Annotated in this window: 18 protein-coding genes and 1 pseudogene; 13 read left to right on the top strand and 6 right to left on the bottom strand. The window is 65.8% G+C overall.

All coding sequences use genetic code 11. From position 1 onward, the window contains the following. The first annotated feature begins 97 nt into the window (after positions 1 to 97). The 5 genes from AC1DTF_RS29315 to AC1DTF_RS29295 are packed head-to-tail and all read left to right on the top strand — an operon-like array spanning position 98 to position 4367. On the top strand, positions 98 to 1144 hold the full coding sequence (locus AC1DTF_RS29315) for a 2Fe-2S iron-sulfur cluster-binding protein (RefSeq protein WP_477476585.1): 1047 nt from the start codon (positions 98 to 100) through the stop codon (positions 1142 to 1144). Positions 1145 to 1159: 15 nt separating this feature from the next. Further along, positions 1160 to 1903, top strand: coding sequence for an SDR family NAD(P)-dependent oxidoreductase (locus AC1DTF_RS29310; protein WP_057169342.1), 744 nt, complete (start codon positions 1160 to 1162; stop codon positions 1901 to 1903). A 16-nt stretch (positions 1904 to 1919) separates the two neighbouring features. Beyond that, a complete protein-coding gene (locus AC1DTF_RS29305) occupies positions 1920 to 3164 on the top strand; it encodes an aromatic ring-hydroxylating oxygenase subunit alpha (protein WP_477476584.1) in 1245 nt (414 codons plus the stop codon). Further along, positions 3161 to 3502, top strand: a complete 342-nt coding sequence (locus AC1DTF_RS29300) for a hypothetical protein (protein WP_210000770.1) — start codon at positions 3161 to 3163, stop codon at positions 3500 to 3502. Before AC1DTF_RS29305 ends, AC1DTF_RS29300 begins: the two co-directional genes overlap by 4 nt. A 13-nt stretch (positions 3503 to 3515) precedes the next feature. Beyond that, entirely contained in the window at positions 3516 to 4367 is an 852-nt protein-coding gene (locus AC1DTF_RS29295; protein WP_477476583.1) for a TauD/TfdA dioxygenase family protein, read from the top strand. Between the two features lie 5 nt (positions 4368 to 4372). On the opposite strand, the gene AC1DTF_RS29290 is transcribed toward AC1DTF_RS29295, so the two are convergent. The 3 genes from AC1DTF_RS29290 to AC1DTF_RS29280 all read right to left on the bottom strand — a co-directional run bounded on the left by AC1DTF_RS29290 (position 4373) and on the right by AC1DTF_RS29280 (position 7423). Next, a complete protein-coding gene (locus tag AC1DTF_RS29290) occupies positions 4373 to 4855 on the bottom strand; it encodes a DUF1942 domain-containing protein (RefSeq protein WP_477476582.1) in 483 nt (160 codons plus the stop codon). A gap of 305 nt (positions 4856 to 5160) precedes the next feature. After that, positions 5161 to 6018: an SDR family NAD(P)-dependent oxidoreductase gene (locus AC1DTF_RS29285; protein WP_477476586.1), complete on the bottom strand. Its 858-nt coding sequence runs from the start codon at positions 6016 to 6018 to the stop codon at positions 5161 to 5163. Positions 6019 to 6031: 13 nt separating this feature from the next. Further along, positions 6032 to 7423 (bottom strand): aldehyde dehydrogenase, encoded by a 1392-nt coding sequence (locus AC1DTF_RS29280; RefSeq protein ID WP_477476581.1) that lies wholly within the window; start codon positions 7421 to 7423, stop codon positions 6032 to 6034. A 159-nt stretch (positions 7424 to 7582) separates the two neighbouring features. Between AC1DTF_RS29280 and AC1DTF_RS29275 the strand changes: the two genes are divergently transcribed. From AC1DTF_RS29275 to AC1DTF_RS29265, 3 genes and pseudogenes are all read left to right on the top strand, one after another. After that, positions 7583 to 8335 (top strand): SDR family oxidoreductase, encoded by a 753-nt coding sequence (locus tag AC1DTF_RS29275; protein WP_477476580.1) that lies wholly within the window; start codon positions 7583 to 7585, stop codon positions 8333 to 8335. 38 nt (positions 8336 to 8373) lie between these two features. After that, positions 8374 to 9081 carry an SDR family oxidoreductase gene (locus AC1DTF_RS29270; RefSeq protein ID WP_477476579.1) on the top strand — a complete coding sequence of 236 codons (708 nt, stop codon included), beginning with the start codon at positions 8374 to 8376 and terminating at the stop codon, positions 9079 to 9081. A gap of 52 nt (positions 9082 to 9133) precedes the next feature. Continuing rightward, a pseudogene (locus AC1DTF_RS29265) lies at positions 9134 to 9979 on the top strand (hypothetical protein); the annotation flags it as partial. Here AC1DTF_RS29265 and AC1DTF_RS29260 read toward each other — a convergent pair. After that, complete coding sequence (locus AC1DTF_RS29260) at positions 9940 to 10590, bottom strand: potassium channel family protein (protein WP_082614370.1); 651 nt, start codon at positions 10588 to 10590, stop codon at positions 9940 to 9942. The pseudogene AC1DTF_RS29265 and the gene AC1DTF_RS29260 overlap by 40 nt on opposite strands. A gap of 37 nt (positions 10591 to 10627) precedes the next feature. Between AC1DTF_RS29260 and AC1DTF_RS29255 the strand changes: the two genes are divergently transcribed. Next, positions 10628 to 12124 (top strand): potassium/proton antiporter, encoded by a 1497-nt coding sequence (locus tag AC1DTF_RS29255; protein WP_057169352.1) that lies wholly within the window; start codon positions 10628 to 10630, stop codon positions 12122 to 12124. Positions 12125 to 12133: 9 nt separating this feature from the next. On the opposite strand, the gene AC1DTF_RS29250 is transcribed toward AC1DTF_RS29255, so the two are convergent. Next, complete coding sequence (locus AC1DTF_RS29250) at positions 12134 to 12946, bottom strand: mycofactocin-coupled SDR family oxidoreductase (RefSeq protein WP_477476578.1); 813 nt, start codon at positions 12944 to 12946, stop codon at positions 12134 to 12136. Positions 12947 to 13035: 89 nt separating this feature from the next. Between AC1DTF_RS29250 and AC1DTF_RS29245 the strand changes: the two genes are divergently transcribed. Continuing rightward, the gene (locus AC1DTF_RS29245) at positions 13036 to 13575 is read left to right on the top strand and encodes a hypothetical protein (protein ID WP_057169354.1); all 540 of its coding nucleotides are present in this window, start codon (positions 13036 to 13038) and stop codon (positions 13573 to 13575) included. Here the strand turns inward: AC1DTF_RS29245 and AC1DTF_RS29240 are convergent. Beyond that, a complete protein-coding gene (locus tag AC1DTF_RS29240; RefSeq protein WP_477476577.1) occupies positions 13549 to 14136 on the bottom strand; it encodes a TetR/AcrR family transcriptional regulator in 588 nt (195 codons plus the stop codon). The genes AC1DTF_RS29245 and AC1DTF_RS29240 overlap by 27 nt on opposite strands. A 205-nt stretch (positions 14137 to 14341) precedes the next feature. On the opposite strand from AC1DTF_RS29240, the gene AC1DTF_RS29235 reads away from it, so the two are divergent. The 3 genes from AC1DTF_RS29235 to AC1DTF_RS29225 all read left to right on the top strand — a co-directional run. Next, positions 14342 to 14773: an MmpS family transport accessory protein gene (locus AC1DTF_RS29235; RefSeq protein WP_477476576.1), complete on the top strand. Its 432-nt coding sequence runs from the start codon at positions 14342 to 14344 to the stop codon at positions 14771 to 14773. A gap of 61 nt (positions 14774 to 14834) precedes the next feature. Beyond that, a complete protein-coding gene (locus AC1DTF_RS29230; protein ID WP_477476575.1) occupies positions 14835 to 17726 on the top strand; it encodes an MMPL/RND family transporter in 2892 nt (963 codons plus the stop codon). After that, positions 17726 to 17983, top strand: a 258-nt coding sequence (locus AC1DTF_RS29225; RefSeq protein ID WP_477476574.1) for a DUF732 domain-containing protein, incomplete at its 3' end; no start/stop codon positions are given. The genes AC1DTF_RS29230 and AC1DTF_RS29225, both read left to right, overlap by 1 nt.

The following is a 17983-nucleotide window of genomic DNA, read 5'->3' as shown; positions in this document are numbered from 1 at the left end:
CCCTGTACGCGGACCACGTCGACCCCTGATCAGCCGATACCGCTCCTACATATCTAGTACTTGAGATATATGACAAGTACTTGATAACCTTGTGGAGATGACCTCCCCGAGCGAAGCTGCCGCCGAAACCGCCGACGCGGACGGCTTCACATCGCTGCGGATCAAGGATGTGGTGCGCGAGACCGACGACGCGATCTCGATCGTCTTCGATGTTCCGCCGCACCTGGCCGAGCACTTCTCCTACCGCGCCGGGCAGTACCTCGCGCTGCGCGTCCCGGTGGACGGACAGGAGTACCGCCGCTGCTACTCGATGTCGTCCTCGCCGGTGAAGCACCGAGACCTGCGGGTCACCATCAAGCGTGACCGTGACGGCGTGGTGTCCAACTGGCTCAATGACCATGCGGCACCGGGGGATCGGATCAGTGTCGCAGCGCCTGAGGGTCGCTTCGTCCGCTCCGGCAACGGTCGTGAGCTGGTGGCGTTTGCCGGCGGCAGCGGTATCACGCCGGTGTTCTCGCTGATTCAGACCGAGCTGGCAGAGTCCACCGGCCGCGCTCGGTTGCTCTACGCCAATCGTGAGGTGAAGTCGGTCATCTTCAGGGAGGCTCTCAACGGCCTCGTCGATGAGCACGGTGACCGCTTCGGACTCCAGCATCACCTCGACGTCGAGCAGGGCGTGGTGACCGCGGAGAAGATCGCCGCGTTCATCGCCGAGACCGGAACCGATGCGGACTGTTTCGTCTGTGGTCCGGGCCCGTTCATGGACACTGTCGAGCGGGCACTGCTGGCCGCCGGAGTCCCGGCGGAGCAGGTGCATCTGGAGCGCTTCACCGTGGCGCCGGTCCCGACCCCGTCGGCCGGCGCCCCGGTGACCGAGACCGTGACGATCGAGCTGGACCGGGAAACGGTCACGGTGGACTACCGGGCGGGACACACCCTGCTGCAGATGGCCCGGATGGCGGGGCTCAGGGCGCCCTCATCCTGCGAAACAGGTTCGTGCGGAACGTGTATCGCGCAGGTGACCGAAGGCAGCGCGCGCCTGCTGAACAATGACGCGCTCGACGAGGACGAGATCGCCGAGGGACTCGTGGTTACCTGTCAGGCGCTACCCACCAGTGCGACCATTCGGTTCGTCTATGAGTAACAACAGGAGGATGCGATGAGTCGCGTTGCAGTGGTGACCGGCGGGGCATCCGGGATGGGTGAGGCCACCTGTCATGAGTTGGGCCGGCGCGGCCACAAGGTCGCCGTCTTCGATGTGAATGCGCAAGCGGCCCAACGGGTCACCGATGAGTTGCGCGCCGAGGGAATCACCGCGGTGGCCGTGGCCGGGGACGTCTCCGACCGGGTCGCCGTCGACGATGCCTACGCCAAGGTGCGCAGTGAACTGGGCCCGATCGAGATCCTGGTCACCAGCGCAGGGCTGTTCGGGTTCGCGCCCTTCGAGGAGATCACTTCCGAAGCGTGGACGCGCATCATCGAGGTGAACCTCACCGGCACGTTCCACTGTTGTCAGGCCGCCTTGCCGGACATGGTGGCAAGCGGCTGGGGGCGCATCGTGATGATCTCGTCGTCGAGCGCGCAGCGGGGTTCACCGTTCGCCGCCCACTATGCGGCCTCGAAGGGCGCGTTGCTGACCTTGACCAAGTCGCTGGCACGTGAGTACGCCAGCCGCGGCATCACGGTCAACAACATCCCGCCCTCGGGTATTGAAACGCCGATGCAGCACCAGGGCCAGGCTGCGGGGTATCTCAAGAGCAACGAGGAAATCGCCGCGAACATCCCGGTCGGGCATCTCGGCACCGGGGACGATATCGCTGCGGCGGTGGCCTTCCTGTGCTCCGAGGAGGCCAAGTTCATCACCGGCCAGACGCTCGGGGTCAACGGCGGGGCAGTGATGTGATGAGGAGGAGGTTCGCATGACGCAATGGCCGAAACCGGTTGAGGGGTCCTGGACGGAGCACTACCCGGAACTCGGGACCGGACCGATATCGTTCCGGGACTCCACGTCCCCGGCGTTCTACGAGCTGGAGAAGGAAGCCGTCTTCAAGCGGGCCTGGCTGAACCTGGCCCGCGTCGAGGAGCTGCCGCAGGTGGGCAGCTACCTCGCCAAGGAGATCGAGGTCGTCAACGCATCGCTGATCCTGGTGCGCGGCGACGACGATGCGGTGCGGGCATTCCACAATGTGTGCCGTCACCGGGGTAACCGACTTGTCGGTGAAAAGTCGGGGCAGAGCGCGGAATTGAACTGTGCACAGTGCGGCTGGCGATACGCCGTGGACGGCACGTTGGTGCACGTACCCAATCCCGAGGCATTCGTCGACTTCGACACCGCGGACTACGGACTGCTCGAGGTGCACTGCGATGTGTGGGCCGGATTCATCTTCGTCAATCTGGATGTCGAGCCCCGGCAGAGCCTGCGGGAATTCCTGGGCCCCATGATCACCGGCCTCGACGACTACCCCTTCGGGAAGCTCACCGAGACCTACGAATGGGTGGCCCACAACAACAGCAACTGGAAGATCTTCGCCGACGCCTTCCAGGAGTACTACCACGTGCCCTCGCTGCACACCCAGCAGGTTCCTGCCGAAGTGCGCAATCCCAGTGCCGGATTCACCTGCGGGCACTTCCAGCTCGACGGGCCGCACCGGCTGGTCTCCACGGCCGGGACGCGGCGCTGGCTGCTCGCCGACGAGTACATGTACCCGATCGAGCGGGCCACCCAGAGTGGATTGGTCGGGCCGTGGCGGACACCGGATATCGGCGAGCTGCCGGCCGGACTGAATCCCGGTGGTATCCAGCCGTGGGGCATCAGCAACTTCCAGATCTTCCCCAACCTGGAAATCCTGATCTACGGCGGCTGGTACCTGCTCTACCGGTACTGGCCGACCTCGCACAACACCCACCGCTTCGAGGCCTTCACCTATTTCCACCCGGCGCGGTCCGTGCGGGAACGCATCGAGCACGAAGTCGCCGCGGTGGTGCTCAAGGAGTTCGCACTGCAGGATGCCGGCATGCTGGGCGGCACCCAGGCGGCGTTGGAGTACGACGTGATCGACGAGTTCCCGGTCAACGATCAGGAGATTCTGGTGCGCCACCTGCACAAGGTGGCCGTCGACTGGGTCGAGCGGTACCAGCACGAGACCGCACCGGCGAAGGTCTGACGATGGCAACCAAGCAACTACCGGCCCCATTCGAAGAACTGGAACCCTTCACCGAAACCTGGTGTCTGGCCACCGAGACGGAGCGCTGGGAGCAGCGGCTGGCGAGCTCCATGCCGACCATGCAGGCGTTCTACGACGCCTTCTTCCCGCGGCTGGAAGAGGCCATCGATTACTGCGACAAGTTCCCCCTCGACGACCTGCCCGAGGATGCGACCAATCTGCTGCACCTCATCTACTCCCTGGTGATGGTCGCGATGTCGATCGAGATCATGCACCAACCCGCACCCGTGGACGCCGCCGACGCGGTGATGATCCGCACCGGCGAACCCACACCCTGAGAGAGGACGCACCATGAGTGTGCTCACCATCAACAAGCTCACCGCCTCGGTGGGAGCCGAAGTAAGCGGCGTCGACCCGGAGCGGTTGGCCAACGACGACGGTCTGGCATCGGCAGTGCTGGAGGCGTTGGAGGACAACGGGGTATTGGTGTTCCACGACCTGCATCTCGACGAGGATCCGCAGGCGCAGGTGGCCTTCTGCGAGCGGCTCGGCGAGATTGACCGGTCGGCCGATGGCCACCATCCGGTGTCGGGCATCTATCCGATCACGCTGGACAAGACCAAGAACAAGGCGGCCGAGTACCTGAAGGCGACCTTCGATTGGCATATCGACGGGTGCACGCCGACGGCCGGTGAATGCCCGCAGAAGGCAACGGTGCTGTCGGCAATCCAGGTCGCCGCCCGTGGTGGTGAAACCGAGTTCGCGAACTCCTATGCCGCCTACGAGACGCTCAGCGACGGGGAGAAAGAGCGCTACGCATCATTGCGTGTCGTGCATTCCCTGGAGGCATCCCAGCGCCGGGTCTATCCCGATCCCACGCCGGAGCAGCTGGAGCGGTGGAAATCACGGCCCACACACGAGAATCCGCTGATCTGGACGCACCGCAACGGGCGTAAGTCATTGGTGCTCGGTGCCTCGGCGGACTACATCGTGGGCATGGATCTGGACGAGGGCCGCGCGCTGCTCGCCGAGTTGTTGGAGCATTCCACCACCACCGACAAGGTGTACAGCCACAAGTGGGCGGTGGGCGACACGGTGATCTGGGACAACCAGGGCGTGCTGCACCGGGCCGCACAGTACGAGCCGAACTCACCCCGAGAGATGTTGCGCACCACGGTGCTCGGGGATGAACCCATCCAGTAGTTCGCTCAGGGGCGGGTACCTCCCTCGGGAGAACCGGGAATCCACGCGAGAATGTCGCGCATGCCGTCGTTGTAGACGACGCTGAACGGTACGTCGGGCCCCACGGCATCGAAATAGAGCTTGCCCGTCGCACTGGCGCCCGGCGGCAGCATTCCGCCGACGCCCGCGGCGCCGACGAGCGGGTACAGGGTCGAGTTCTCGGCACGGGCGTTGAACCGGTAGATCAAAGGATCGGCCTGCGCCCCGAACGTCTCTACCGTCAGCGAGGCTTCGTACAACTGACCGTTGTGTGGCACTGGGTCGGAACTCGGCACGAGGTCCCTGACCGTGTAACCGACCGATGGTGCGCCGGTGTAATCGAGTATTCGCATCTGCTGATCGAATGGCTTGATGTTATCCACCGCCGATGCCGGCCCAGCGGTGACGGCGCCTGCGCTGACCATGAGCGCGGTGGCCGCAACGGCTCCGGCAAGCTTCCTGAGGTTCATCCTGACTCCCTTCATTCGCGTGCAGTCATGTTGCGAACGCTACGCGCGAAAGCGGGAATCATCCCCGTCCATTAGGTCGCCTAAACGAAAACTAGTGACAATGAGTCATATTCGAGCTCCTTCGCTTAGCAGCTCTAACGGAGGGACACTCAGAAGGGTGCGGGCTCGTCGTGGGCGGCAAGCCACGCTTGGTATCGCGTTCTTGTAGTCCCCGTCGATTAGCGGGCCTAACCGAAAGGCGCTGGGCGCGGCCCGCTTTGGTGGGCAATCGCGCTCCGTCGCTTAGTTCACCTAATCGACAAGGACTACGTGCGCGCCGGTCCGCCCCGGATCGTGAACGACCCGGCGTCATCGATGGCGTCGATCTCGGCGGCGAAGGCTTCCGCGGTCGGAGCCTCCAGATCCACACCGGCGGTCTCGGCGATGAAGACCCGCGACACGTGCTTGCCGCCGACGCGGTAGATGTTGGCCGTCCGCTCGCAACTCTCGTGCGCCAGGTAGACGACCACCGGGGTGACGTCCTCGGGATCCAGGTCCTTCACCAACTCGGTCATGGTGTTCTCGGTCATCCGCGTCCTGGCGATGGGCGAGATGGCGTTGACCCGAATGTTGTTGCGCTGCCCCTCGATCGCCAACACGTTCATCAGCCCGACCAGCCCGGTCTTGGCCGCCCCATAATTTGACTGCCCGAAGGTGCCGAACAGGCCGGAGCCCGAGGTCGTCATGACGATGCGTCCGTAGTCCTGCTCGCGGAACACCGGCCATACCGCGCGGGTGACATTGAAGGCGCCCCGCAGATGCACGTCCAGCACGGCATCGACCTGATCGGCGGTCATGTTCTTGAACGCGGCATCACGCAGGATGCCGGCATTGTTGATCAGCACATCCACCCGGCCGAAGGCCTCGGTCGCGGTGCCGATGATGCCCTTGCCGCCCTCGTCGGTGGCCACCGAATCGGTGTTCGCGACCGCAGATCCGCCGGCCGCGGTGATCTCGTCGACCACGGCCTGCGCCGCCGATGTCGCCGGCCCGGTGCCGTCGACGGCCGCCCCCACGTCGTTGACCACGACTTGGGCACCGCGGCGGGCGAATTCGAGAGCGTGGCAACGGCCGAGGCCGCCGCCGGCCCCCGTCACCACGACGACGCGACCATCGAAACTCAACGTGGACAAACGATCACACTCCTGCCGCGACGGCGATTGATTTGGTATCGAGGTAGCTTTCCAGACCCTCGCGGCCGAGTTCGCGGCCGTACCCGCTGTCCTTGACACCACCGAAGGGTGCGAATGGGTCCATCGTGTAGCCCTGGTTGACGCCGAAGGTGCCGGTCTTGATCTGCGCGGCGATGGCCAGCCCGCGGTCGGTGTCGGCTGTCCACACCGATCCCGCCAGTCCGTATCCGGAGTCGTTGGCGAGTGCGGCGGCCTCCCGCTCGTCGCGGTACCCGATGACCGTCAGAACGGGTCCGAAGATCTCCTCCTGTGCGATGCGCATCGAGTTCTGCGCGTCGGCGAACAGCGTGGGGCGCACATACCAGCCACGGTCGAGACCGGCGGGAGCTTCCGTGCCGCCGACCACGAGCCGGGCGCCCTCGTCCCGGCCGATCCTGATGTAGTCGAGCACCCGCTGCTGCTGACGCCGGTTCACCAGCGGTCCGAGCTGAGTCTGCGGATCGGTCGGGTCGCCGACCTTGATGGAGGCGATCTCGGCGGCGAGCGCGTCGACGAACTCCTCTTGCCGAGCGGCGGGAACGAGGATGCGGGTCAGCGCATTGCAGATCTGGCCGCTGTTGGACAGGCTGGCCGAGCGCACCCCCGCGGCGACCGTGGCGGGATCGGCATCGTCGAGGATGATGGCCGCGGACTTGCCGCCGAGTTCCAGACTGACCTTGGTGAGGTTGGCCGCGCACGCGGCGGCCACCGCCCTGCCGACGGCGGTGGATCCGGTGAACGAGACCTTGTCGACGCCGGGATGGCTGACCAATCGCTCGCCGACCGTGTTGTCGCCGGGCAGCACGGACACCACCCCGGGCGGCAGTCCCACCTCCTCGAACAACTTGACCAGATACAGCGCGTCCAACGAGGTTTCCGGCGCCGGCTTCACGATGACCGCGCACCCGGCCAGCAGCGCGGGCACCAGTTTGGCGATGGTGAGGAACTGCGGCATGTTCCACGGCACGATCGCGGCCACCACACCGACGGGTTCCCTGCGGACGTGGATGTCGGACCCGAAGAACCCGGGCCGGATCTCCTGCCAGTCGTAGCCCTGCGCGGTATCGCAGAACGCGCCGATCATCATGGCGGGCAAGCCGATCTGGGCCCGCTGCGCAAAGGTGATCGGTGCACCGATCTCGGCGGTGATGAGCTGGGCGATTTCCTTGCCGTGCGCGCGATAGACATCGGCGAACCGGCGCAGCACCTCGACACGCTCACCCGGTGCCATCCGTGGCCACGGGCCGGAGTCGATGGCGGCACGTGCCGCGCTCACGGCGGTGTCGATCTCGTCGGCGGTGGAGATCGGGACCTCGGCGAGTAGTTCCTCGGTGTGCGGAGAAACCAGTTTGAGCACGCCAGCCCCCTCGGGTATCAACTACTTGCCATTGCGGCCCCGAGCATACGTCAGCCCAATTTGATGGCCACGCTGACTACGGACTTTCAAGGGTTTGCGTAGAGGTCCCGGCCACCAAGCTGAAGTGGACAGCTCGAACACTTCGGAAAGGCGCTGAAAATGAGGATCGTGGTCATCGGGGGAACCGGTCTGATCGGCTCGAAGGTCGTCGCCAAGCTCACCGAGCTGGGTCATGACGCGGTGGGTGTCTCCCCGAGTACCGGGGTGGACAGCATCTCGGGTGAGGGTGTGGCCGCGGCGCTGGCCGGTGCCCAGGTGGTCGTCGACGTCACCAACTCGCCGTCCTTCGCCGACGACGATGTGCTGGAGTTCTTCACCACCTCGACAAGGAATCTGCTGGCGGCCGAGCGCGAACAGCGTGTCGGTCACCATGTGGCGCTGTCGGTGGTGGGCGCCGGCGGCGTCGCGGACAGCGGCTACATGCGGGCCAAGGTGGCCCAGGAGACGTTGATCGCCGAATCGGGCGTCCCGTACACGATCGTGCGCGCCACCCAGTTCTACGAGTTCGTCGAGGCCATCGCCGGATCGGCCACCGACGGCGACACCGTCCGCCTGCCGCACGCCGCCATGCAGCCGATCGCCGCCGAAGACGTCGCCACCGGCGTCACCCGCGGAGCCGTCGGCGAACCGGTCAACGGCGCCGTGGAGATCGCCGGACCCGAGAAGATCGGCATGGACGATTTCGTGCGCACCGGGTTGGCCGCCAAGGGCGACCCACGTGAGGTCGTCACCGACCCCGCCGCGCCCTACTTCGGCGCCGTCATCGACGACCGCAGCATCGTGCCCGCCGGTCCCGCCACCCTCTTCGAGACCACCTTCGCAGACTGGTTGTCCGCCCAGAAGTGCGCATAGTCGTCATCGGCGGCACGGGGAGGCTGGGGTCAAAGGTGATGCGCGGCTTGACCGCAATCGGTCATGACGCCGTCGCCGCAGCCACCTCGACCGGTGTCGACACCGTCACCGGTGTGGGACTGACGGAGGTGATCCGGGGCGCCGACGTGGTCGTCGACGCCTCGGACGCCCCGTTACACGAAGACGCCGCGGCGCGTGAGTTCTTCGCCACCTCGACGGTGAACCTGCTCGCAGCTGAGGCCGCGGCGGGGGTGCGGCATCACGTCGTGCTGTCGGTGGTCGGGGTGGATCTGCTCGCCATCGGGAAGGGCTACTACGCGGCGAAGATGTTGCAGGAGCACCTCATTGCCGCCGGGGCGATTCCGCACAGCATCGTGCGTTCGACGACGTTCTTCGAATTTCTGGACACCATCGCTGAATTCGGTGCCGCCGGCGACACGGTACGTCTGCCTCCGGTGTTGATCCGGCCCATCGCGTGTGCCGACGCCGCCGAGGCGCTCGTCATCGCCGCGGCCGGGGATCCGATCGGCGGGGTCGTCGAGGTGAGCGGGCCCACGACCTACCGGCTCGACGAGATCGTCCGGGTCGCATTCCTGGCGCGGGGGGACCACCGCACCGTCATCGCCGATCCGGCCGCCCCCTATTGGGGGATCGGCATCGAGAAACGCACACTCATCCCGTCCGGTGGCGCCATCCGCTTCGAGACCCGATTCGAGGACTGGCTTGCCTCTCAGGCGCCCGACTGACTACGGATTTCCAAGGGTTCGCAGCACCCGCGGGGCTGCCAATCTGATGAGCATGTCGAGAATCCTGTTGCAGACCACCATCACGAAAGACCCCGACGACTGGGATATCAGCCGCTTCTCGCTGCTGGCCCGGGAGCTGCGCCACGCCGGGCATCAGGTCGTCGCGCGCAACCGGGTCGGTGGCGTCGACAACGATCCCGTGCTCAGCCACGTCGACAAGCTCGGCATCGACCAGGTGTGGTTGATGGCGGTGGATGTCGGCGACGGGCTCAGCGCCGCCGACGCCGAGGCGATCGTGCGGTTCCGGGAGAACGGCGGGGGAGTGCTCACCGCCCGCGACCACCAGGACCTGGGTTGCTGTCTGCTGCAACTGGGTTCGCTCGGCGCGGTCAATCAGTTCCACCACAGCGTGGACGACCCGGCGGCGCTGTGCGATGACCAGGACAACCCCGATATCGCCTGGCCCAACTATCATTCCGGCGCCAACGGCGACTACCAGCCGGTGCTCGGCGGTGACACCGTGCACGAGTTGCTGCGCACCGGACAGACCCGCAGCGGGCGCATCGAATGGTTCCCCGCCCACCCGCACGAGGGCGCGGTATCGGCGGACATCCCGCATGCCGGCGTGCTGGCGCAGGGCCGCAGCGCCCACACCGGCCGCCGGTTCAACCTGGCCGTCCTGCTCGACGGCGAGACGACCCCCGACGGCAGGCCGCTGGGCCGGGCGCTGGCGGAGTCCACGTTCCACCACTTCGCGGATTACAACTGGGACATCGGTTACGGGGCGCCGAGCTTCGTCACCGAGGCTCCCGGCACCGGCATCAGCGAGGACCCCTACCCACTGCTGGCGTTCAAGGATTACGTGCGCAATATCGCCGAGTGGCTGTCGCCCTCGCCGCCGATCAGCAGCAGTTCGTCACCGGTCGCGAAGATGTCCCCGGGCTTCGGGATCAGCACGGTGTCACCGCGCAGCAGCGTCACCAGTGCGGTGTTGGACGGCAGTTCCAGCTGATCCACCCGCTGGCCGACCAGCGAATTGTCTTCGGGCAGCGTAAGTTTGGTGAGACTGGCATGACCCTCACGCAGACCCATCAACCGGACGAGATGGCCGACGTCGATGGCTCCCTCGATGCCGGCGGCCAGCGCACCCGGCGTCGAGACCGCGACGTCGATGCCCCACGCCTGGCTGAACAGCCACTGGTTGTCGACATCGTTGATGCGAGCGACCACCCGCCGTACCCCAAACTCGGTCTTGGCGAGCAGACCGACGACCAGGTTGGCCTTGTCGTCGCCGGTCGCGGCGATCATCACATCGCAGGTCTGCGCCCCCGCCTCCTGCAGCGCGGACAGCTCGCAGGCGTCGGCGAGCAACCAGTCGGCGCCGGGAACGGTGTGCGGTTCGAAACGCCGCCGCTCGCGTTCGATGAGCAGCACCTTGTGGCCGTATTCGAGCAGTTCGCGCGCGACGGAGCGGCCGACGTTACCGGCGCCCGCTATCCCGATCCGCATCTTGCGTACTGCCACCCGGCTATCTTGACTTAACCCTATGACGTTGCACCAGCTGTACCTGGCGATGCTGATCGGCGGCCTTGTGCTGCTCGCAAGCATCATCGGTACCCGGGTGGCGACGCGGGTCGGCTTTCCCGCCCTGTTGTTCTTCCTGCTGGTCGGTGTGGTGCTCGGCGAGGACGGGCTGGGCCTGGACTTCGACAGCGTGGAGGTCGCCCGCAACGTGTGCACCGCCGCGCTGGCGGTGATCCTCGTCGAGGGCGGTTTGACCACGAGGTTCTCCGACATCCGCAAGGTGCTGGCACCGGCGGGTGCGCTGGCCACCGTCGGCGTGGTGGTGAGCACCCTGATCACCGCTGCCGCGGCGCACTTCCTGCTCGGCTTCGACTGGCAGCTGGCTTTGCTGTTGGGGGCGATCGTGTCCTCGACCGATGCGGCGGCGGTGTTCTCGGTGCTGCGGGTGCTCCCGCTGCCGCGGCGGCTGGCCGGCCTGCTGGAGGCCGAGTCCGGGTTCAACGACGCTCCCGCGGTGATCCTGGTGCTGATGTTCAGCGTGGTGCCGTTCGTGTTCGAACCGGCCGGCGCACTCGGCGAGATCGTCTTCGAATTGGTGGCCGGCGCCGTGATCGGTTTGGGCGTCGGCTTTCTCGGCGCGCTCACCTTGCGCAGCATCGCGCTGCCGGCATCCGGTCTGTATCCGATCGCCACCTTCGGGTTGGGGGTGGTGGCCTTCGCCGCCGCGGGCAGCCTGCACGGCAGCGGATTCCTGGCTGCCTATCTGGCGGCGGTGGTGCTCGCCAACTCGGGTCTGCCGCACCGCTCGACGACACGGTCCTTCGCCGAAGGGCTGGGCTGGCTGGCTCAGATCGGGCTGTTCGTGCTGCTTGGTCTGCTCGTCGACCCGAGCGAGCTGCCCCGCGACATCGTGCCGGCGATCATCGTCGGGACGATACTGCTGCTGGTCGCCCGGCCGGTGTCGGTGGCGGCGTCGCTCGTCGGCTTCGGCATCCCGTTCCGCGAACAGCTTTTCCTGTCCTGGGCCGGTCTGCGCGGTGCGGTGCCCATCGTGCTCGCGACCTTCCCGATCGTCGCCGGGGTGGCGGGCAGTTCGCGGCTGCTCAACATCGTCTTCATCCTGGTGGTGATCTTCACCCTGATCCAGGCGCCGAGCCTGCACCTGATCGCCCGGCTGCTGGGCCTGACCGACGGAGGAGCCACCCGTGAGATCCAGGTCGAGGCGGCGCCGCTGGACGTCCTGGACGCCGAGCTGCTCACCATGAAGGTGCAGTCACCGTCGCGACTGCACAACGTGACGATCCTGGAGCTGCGGCTGCCCGACCCGGCGGTGATCACGTTGATCATCCGGGACGGGCACACCTTCGTCCCGCTGCCCGACACCCGCCTCGCCACCGGAGACGAGTTGCTCATCGTCACCACCAGCACGATGCGGGCCGCTGCCGAGGCCCGGCTGCGTGCGGTCAGCCGCCGCGGCAAGCTGGCCTACTGGTTCGACGAATACGGTGACCCGGAATAGCGTTGCGGCTCAGTCCATTCCGTTGGACAGCGGTAAGGCGTCACCGGAGCGCAGCCGACCCTGATCGGACACCAGGTAGAGCACCGCGTTGGCGACGTCCTCGGGTTCCAGCAGCCCGGGCCGCGGTCGGCCCTTGGCGAAGATCTCCTCGACGTCGGCGCGTCCCGGGTCTGCCAGGTCGGGCCGGATGGTCCGGTAGGTCATCGGATTGTGGATCATCGGGGTGTCCACGCCGGAGGGCAGCAGGGCGTTGACCGTGATGCCGTGCTCGGCGACCTCATAGGACAGTGACCGCACCAGCGCGACGACACCGGCCTTGGCCGCCGCATAGTGCGCGGCATCGCGGGCCCCGGTCGTCGCGACGCTGGAGGCGGTGGCGATGAGGTGCCCACCCGTGCCCTGCTCGATCAGCCGCGGCAGTACCGCACGGAAGGTGTTGAAGACACCGGTGAGGTTGACGTCGATCATGGTGCGCCAGCGCTGCTCGGACATGGACGCGAGTGGTGAACCGCTGGCGATACCGGCGTTCGCGATGACGATGTCGAGGCGCCCGAAGTGGTCGAAGGCGGCATCGGCGACCGCCTGCATGGCGCTCAGGTCCCGGACGTCGGCGGTCAGTGCGACACATCGCCTGCCGGTCGCTTCGACGGCGCGAACCGTTTCCTGCACGTCGGCGGGGGTGGGCAGTTCGTAGTCCACCTCGTCGATCGGGGCCGCGATATCGCAGAACACGATGTCGGCGCCCGACCGGGCCAGGGCGATCGCGTGCGCGCGGCCCTGCCCGCGTGCCCCGCCGGTGATGAGTGCTGTGCGTGTGGTCATACAAGACAGACTGCGTGACGGGCGCGAAATCATCACGGGTCGGCATCACCGGTGGCAGAAACGTGCGAGGTCGTGGTCAGCTGGGATCGATGTCTGCTCCTGGAACTCCCACCGCCCACCCGTCACGCCGCCTGGTGGTCGGTCTGGCCGTGGCCGCCGCGGCGGGTGCCACCGTGCTCGTGATGTCGGCCTCGGCCGATGCCGCCCCGGAATCGGACAGCCAGGGCTACCTGGAATCCACTGCGCGCTGTACATCCCCGGCCACCGCCGTGATCTTCGGCAGCACCGAGACATCGCGGATCGCGATCTGCGAACAGTCCGACGGCAGCTACCAGTACCGCGGGGTTCGGGTGCGCGACGGAGCCCGGCTGGTGTTGCCGGCCACCGCAACCGGTGACGGATATGTGGCGGAGAACGACGGACTGTCCTACACCGTCACCACCGAGTCGCTCGTGGTGAGCGCGGGGGACGACGTGATCCGGGACGAGTCGCTGCTCGACGTGCACAAGTCCGAAGAGTTCAGCGAGGTGACGACCTCGACTCAGACCACCTCGACTCAGACCTCGACGACCCGGACTTCGACCACGCCGCTGCCGCCGCCGCTACCGGCTGAGGTGGGCGCCGGCTGAGTGCGGTGCGTGCAGCAGGTTCTGTGCGCAGTCGAGCAGTACCCGGTGCAGATCGGCGTCKCAGACGTCCTGCAGGTGCGGCTCGGCGGTGCTTCCGAACACTCCCGCGGTGATCATGGCGATCGCGACCCGGGTGCCGATATCGTGCGCCGCGCCGATGAGGAGTTCGCGCAGGCTGTTGGAGATGTCCTCGAATTCCTGATGCGACTGCACCAGCGAGATGACGGCGGGGTCGCCGTAGAACAGCGACCCGATGCGGCGATGGCGCACGGCGAGTTCGACGAAACCGCTGATGGTCGCGTCGCGGCGGGAATCGGGCGACGCGATGGACTCGGCGATGCGGACCAGCCGCGCCATATCGTCGAAGACCGGGCGCACCACCGCGAGCACGATGTCGTCCTTGGTGTGGAACTGGTAGTAGATGGCGGCTTTCCGGACGCCGAGGTGGTCGGCGATCATCTGCAGCGAGGTGCCGTTGACGCCGCGTTCGGCAAACAGGGACAGCGAGGCCTCGATCACCCGTTCGCGCGCGAATCCGCGCTGCGATACCGGCTTGGCCATCGTCCCCGTCCCTTCCTCAGCTCCGTCTCACCGACATGACATTGCGGACACTTTGACATGTCGCGGACCGCAATGCGGACGATAAGTTGTCCGCGTCACATTTTCTAGCCGTGCGACTTGTACTAGCTTAGCCGTATGGCTAACCTGACCGCAGTCGGTTAGCAAGGCTATGCGAAAGGCCCAATAGGCGAATGGCGTCCCAGCGGTGAACGTGCTGAAGCGGATCTGGATCCCACTGGTCATCGTGGCGGTGGTCCTGGTGGCGACGTTCACCGTGATGCGGGTTCGTACCTTTTTCGGGACCGGTCCCGGCTACATCTCGACCGAGAACAGCGCCTCCGATGATACCGAGCCGTTCGACCCCAAGGTCGTCAAGTACGAGGTGTGGGGCGAGCCCGGCGCGACGGCCAATGTGAACTACATGGATCTCGACGCCCGTCCGGTGCGTGCCRACAACGTCACGCTGCCCTGGGAGATCACGCTGAGCACCACGGCGCCTTCGGTGTTCCCGACCATCTCCGGGCAGGGCGACGGCAGCACGCTGTCCTGCCGGATCACCGTCGATGACGAGGTGAAGGACGAACGCACCGTCGACGGCGTGGGTGCGCACACCTACTGCCTGGTGAAGAGCGCATGAGCGAGCGCAGCGAGCGAATCAACCGCTATGCATGCGGCACCCGAGCCTGCGAGGTGGCCGCATGAGCGAACCCCGCACCGACGCCATTCCGGTCGCCGAGCCCCAACACCGCGGCGGTATCGCCAAGGCGGTCCGCACCCTGGCACTGCCGATCATCATCGGCTGGGTCGTGCTGATCGGCTTCCTCAACGTCTCGGTGCCGCAGCTCGAAGAGGTCGGGCAGATGCGCTCGGTCTCGATGAGCCCGGACAACGCGCCCTCGGTGATCGCCACCAAGCGGGTCGGCAAGGTCTTCGAGGAGTACAACTCCGACAGCTCGATCATGATCGTGCTGGAGGACGAGCAGCAGCTCGACGAAGCCGACCGCGACTTCTACAAAGAGATGATCTCCAAGCTGGAGGCCGATACGGCGCACGTCCAGCACATCCAGGATTTCTGGGGCGATCCGCTGACCGCCTCCGGCGCGCAGAGCGCCGACGGCAAGTCGACCTACGTTCAGGTCTACACCGCGGGTAACCAGGGCGAGGCGCTGGCCAACGAGTCCATCGAGGCCGTCCAGGACATCGTCTACAACATGCAGGCGCCGCCGGGCCTCAAGGTGTTCGTCACCGGACCCGCAGCGCTGCAGGCGGATCAGCAGATCGCCGGCGACCGCAGCCTGAAGATGATCGAGGCGCTGACGTTCACGGTCATCATCGTGATGCTGCTGCTGATCTACCGGTCGTTCATCACGATGATCGTCACCATCTTCATGGTGGTGCTCAGTCTGCTGGCCGGCCGTGGTGTGGTGGCCTTCCTGGGCTACCACGAGATCATCGGTCTTTCGACGTTCGCCACCAGTCTGTTGGTGACGCTGGCCATCGCCGCGTCCACGGACTACGCGATATTCCTGTTGGGCCGATATCAGGAGGCCCGCGCCGAAGGTGAGGACCGGGAGTCCGCGTACTACACCATGTTCCACGGCACCGCGCACGTCGTGCTGGGTTCCGGTCTGACCATCGCCGGCGCCACCTTCTGCCTGCACTTCACCAGGCTTCCGTACTTCGTGACCCTCGGTATCCCGCTGGCGATCGGCATGATCACCGTGGTGCTGGCGGCGTTGACGCTGGGACCGGCGATCATCACCGTGGTCACCAAGTTCGGCAAGGTGCTCGAACCCAAGCGCGCCATGCGCACCCGTGGCTGGCGCAAGATCGGTGCGGCCGTGGTGCGTTGGCCCGGACCGATCCTGGTCACCACCATTGCGATCACCATGGTGGGCCTCCTGGCGCTGCCCGGCTACCAGACCAACTACAACGACCGCGAATACCTGCCCGCCGATCTGCCTGCCAACGAGGGATACGCGGCCGCGGACCGGCACTTCTCGCAGGCTCGGATGAATCCCGAACTGCTGCTGGTGGAAAGCGATCACGATCTGCGCAACTCCGCGGACTTCCTGGTGATCGACAAGATCGCCAAGGCTATTTTCCGCACCGAGGGTGTGGGCCGCGTGCAGGCCATCACCCGCCCGCAGGGGACCCCGATCGAGCACACCTCGATCCCGTTCCAGATCAGCATGCAGGGCACCACGCAGAAGATGAACGAGAAGTACCAGCAGGACATGATGGCCAACATGCTCAAGCAGGCCGACGACATGTTGTCGACCATCACCAACATGGAGAAGATGAGCGCCATCACCGTGCAGATGGCTGCGGTGACGAATTCCATGGTCGGCAAGATGAAGACGATGACGCTCGACATCGCCGAATTGCGGGACAACATCAGCAATTTCGACGATTTCTTCCGCCCGATCCGCAACTACTTCTACTGGGAACCGCACTGCTTCAACATTCCCGGCTGCTGGGCGCTGCGCTCGATCTTCGACACCCTCGACGGCATCGACGTGATGACCGACGGTATCCAGGACATCATCCCGGACATGGAGCGGCTCAACGCGCTGATGCCGCAGATGGTCGTGCTGATGCCCTCGATGATCGCGACGATGAAGAACATGCGCACCTACATGCTGACCATGTATCAGACCCAGAAGGGCATACAGGATCAGATGTCGGCGATGCAGGACAATTCGTCGGCCATGGGTGAGGCCTTCGATGCCGCCCAGAACGACGACTCGTTCTACCTGCCACCGGAGACCTTCCAGAACGAAGACTTCAAGCGCGGCATGAAGAACTTCCTGTCCCCCGACGGCCATGCGGTGCGCTTCATCATCAGCCATGACGGGGATCCGCTGAGCGCTCAGGGAATCGAGCGCATCGACGCCATCAAGCTGGCTGCCAAGGAAGCCATCAAGGGCACCCCGCTGGAAGGCTCCAAGATCTACCTCGGTGGCACCGCGGCAACCTTCAAGGACATGCAGGAGGGCGCGAACTGGGACCTGATCATCGCCGGAATCGCGTCCATCGGGCTGATTTTCATCATCATGCTGATCATCACCCGCAGCATCGTGGCGGCGGCAGTGATCGTCGGCACGGTGGCGATCTCGCTGGGTTCGGCGTTCGGGCTGTCGGTGCTCATCTGGCAGCACCTGATCGGGATCCCGCTGCACTGGATGGTGCTGCCGATGTCGGTGATCATCCTGCTGGCGGTCGGTGCGGACTACAACCTGTTGTTGGTGGCGCGCTTGAAGGAAGAGATACACGCGGGTCTGAACACCGGCATCATCCGGGCCATGGGCGGTAGCGGTTCGGTGGTGACGGCCGCCGGTCTGGTCTTCGCCTTCACCATGATCTCGATGGCGGTCAGTGAGCTGACGGTGATCGGGCAGGTCGGTACGACGATCGGTCTTGGCCTGTTGTTCGACACCCTGGTGATCCGGGCGTTCATGACACCGTCCATCGCGGCGCTGCTGGGCAAGTGGTTCTGGTGGCCCACGCGGGTGCGCCAGCGCCCGGTCGCGGAGCCGTGGCCCCAGCAGCCCGTCGCCGCCGGAAGTTCCTCGCAGGAAACGAGTTGATGATGTTGAAGAAGACATGGGCCGTGTTGTTCGCCGGGGTGGCTGCGCTGGTCTTCGCGGCTCCGGCGCAGGCCGACCCGGACAGTGACTTCGCCAAGGAGTTGCACACCTACGGCATCTACGGGCAGAAGGACTTCAACGCCTGGATCGGCAAGATCGCCTGCAAACGCCTCGACCGCGGCGTCGACATCACCGCACAGGACTCCGCGAAGTTCGTCTCCGACCAACTGCTACGCGGTTCCAGCACCGAACAGGCC

Source organism: Mycobacterium sp. P4_H6 (genome assembly GCF_056400845.1).
Note: the sequence above shows the minus strand (reverse complement) of the source record. Positions and strands in the feature narration are given on the sequence as shown.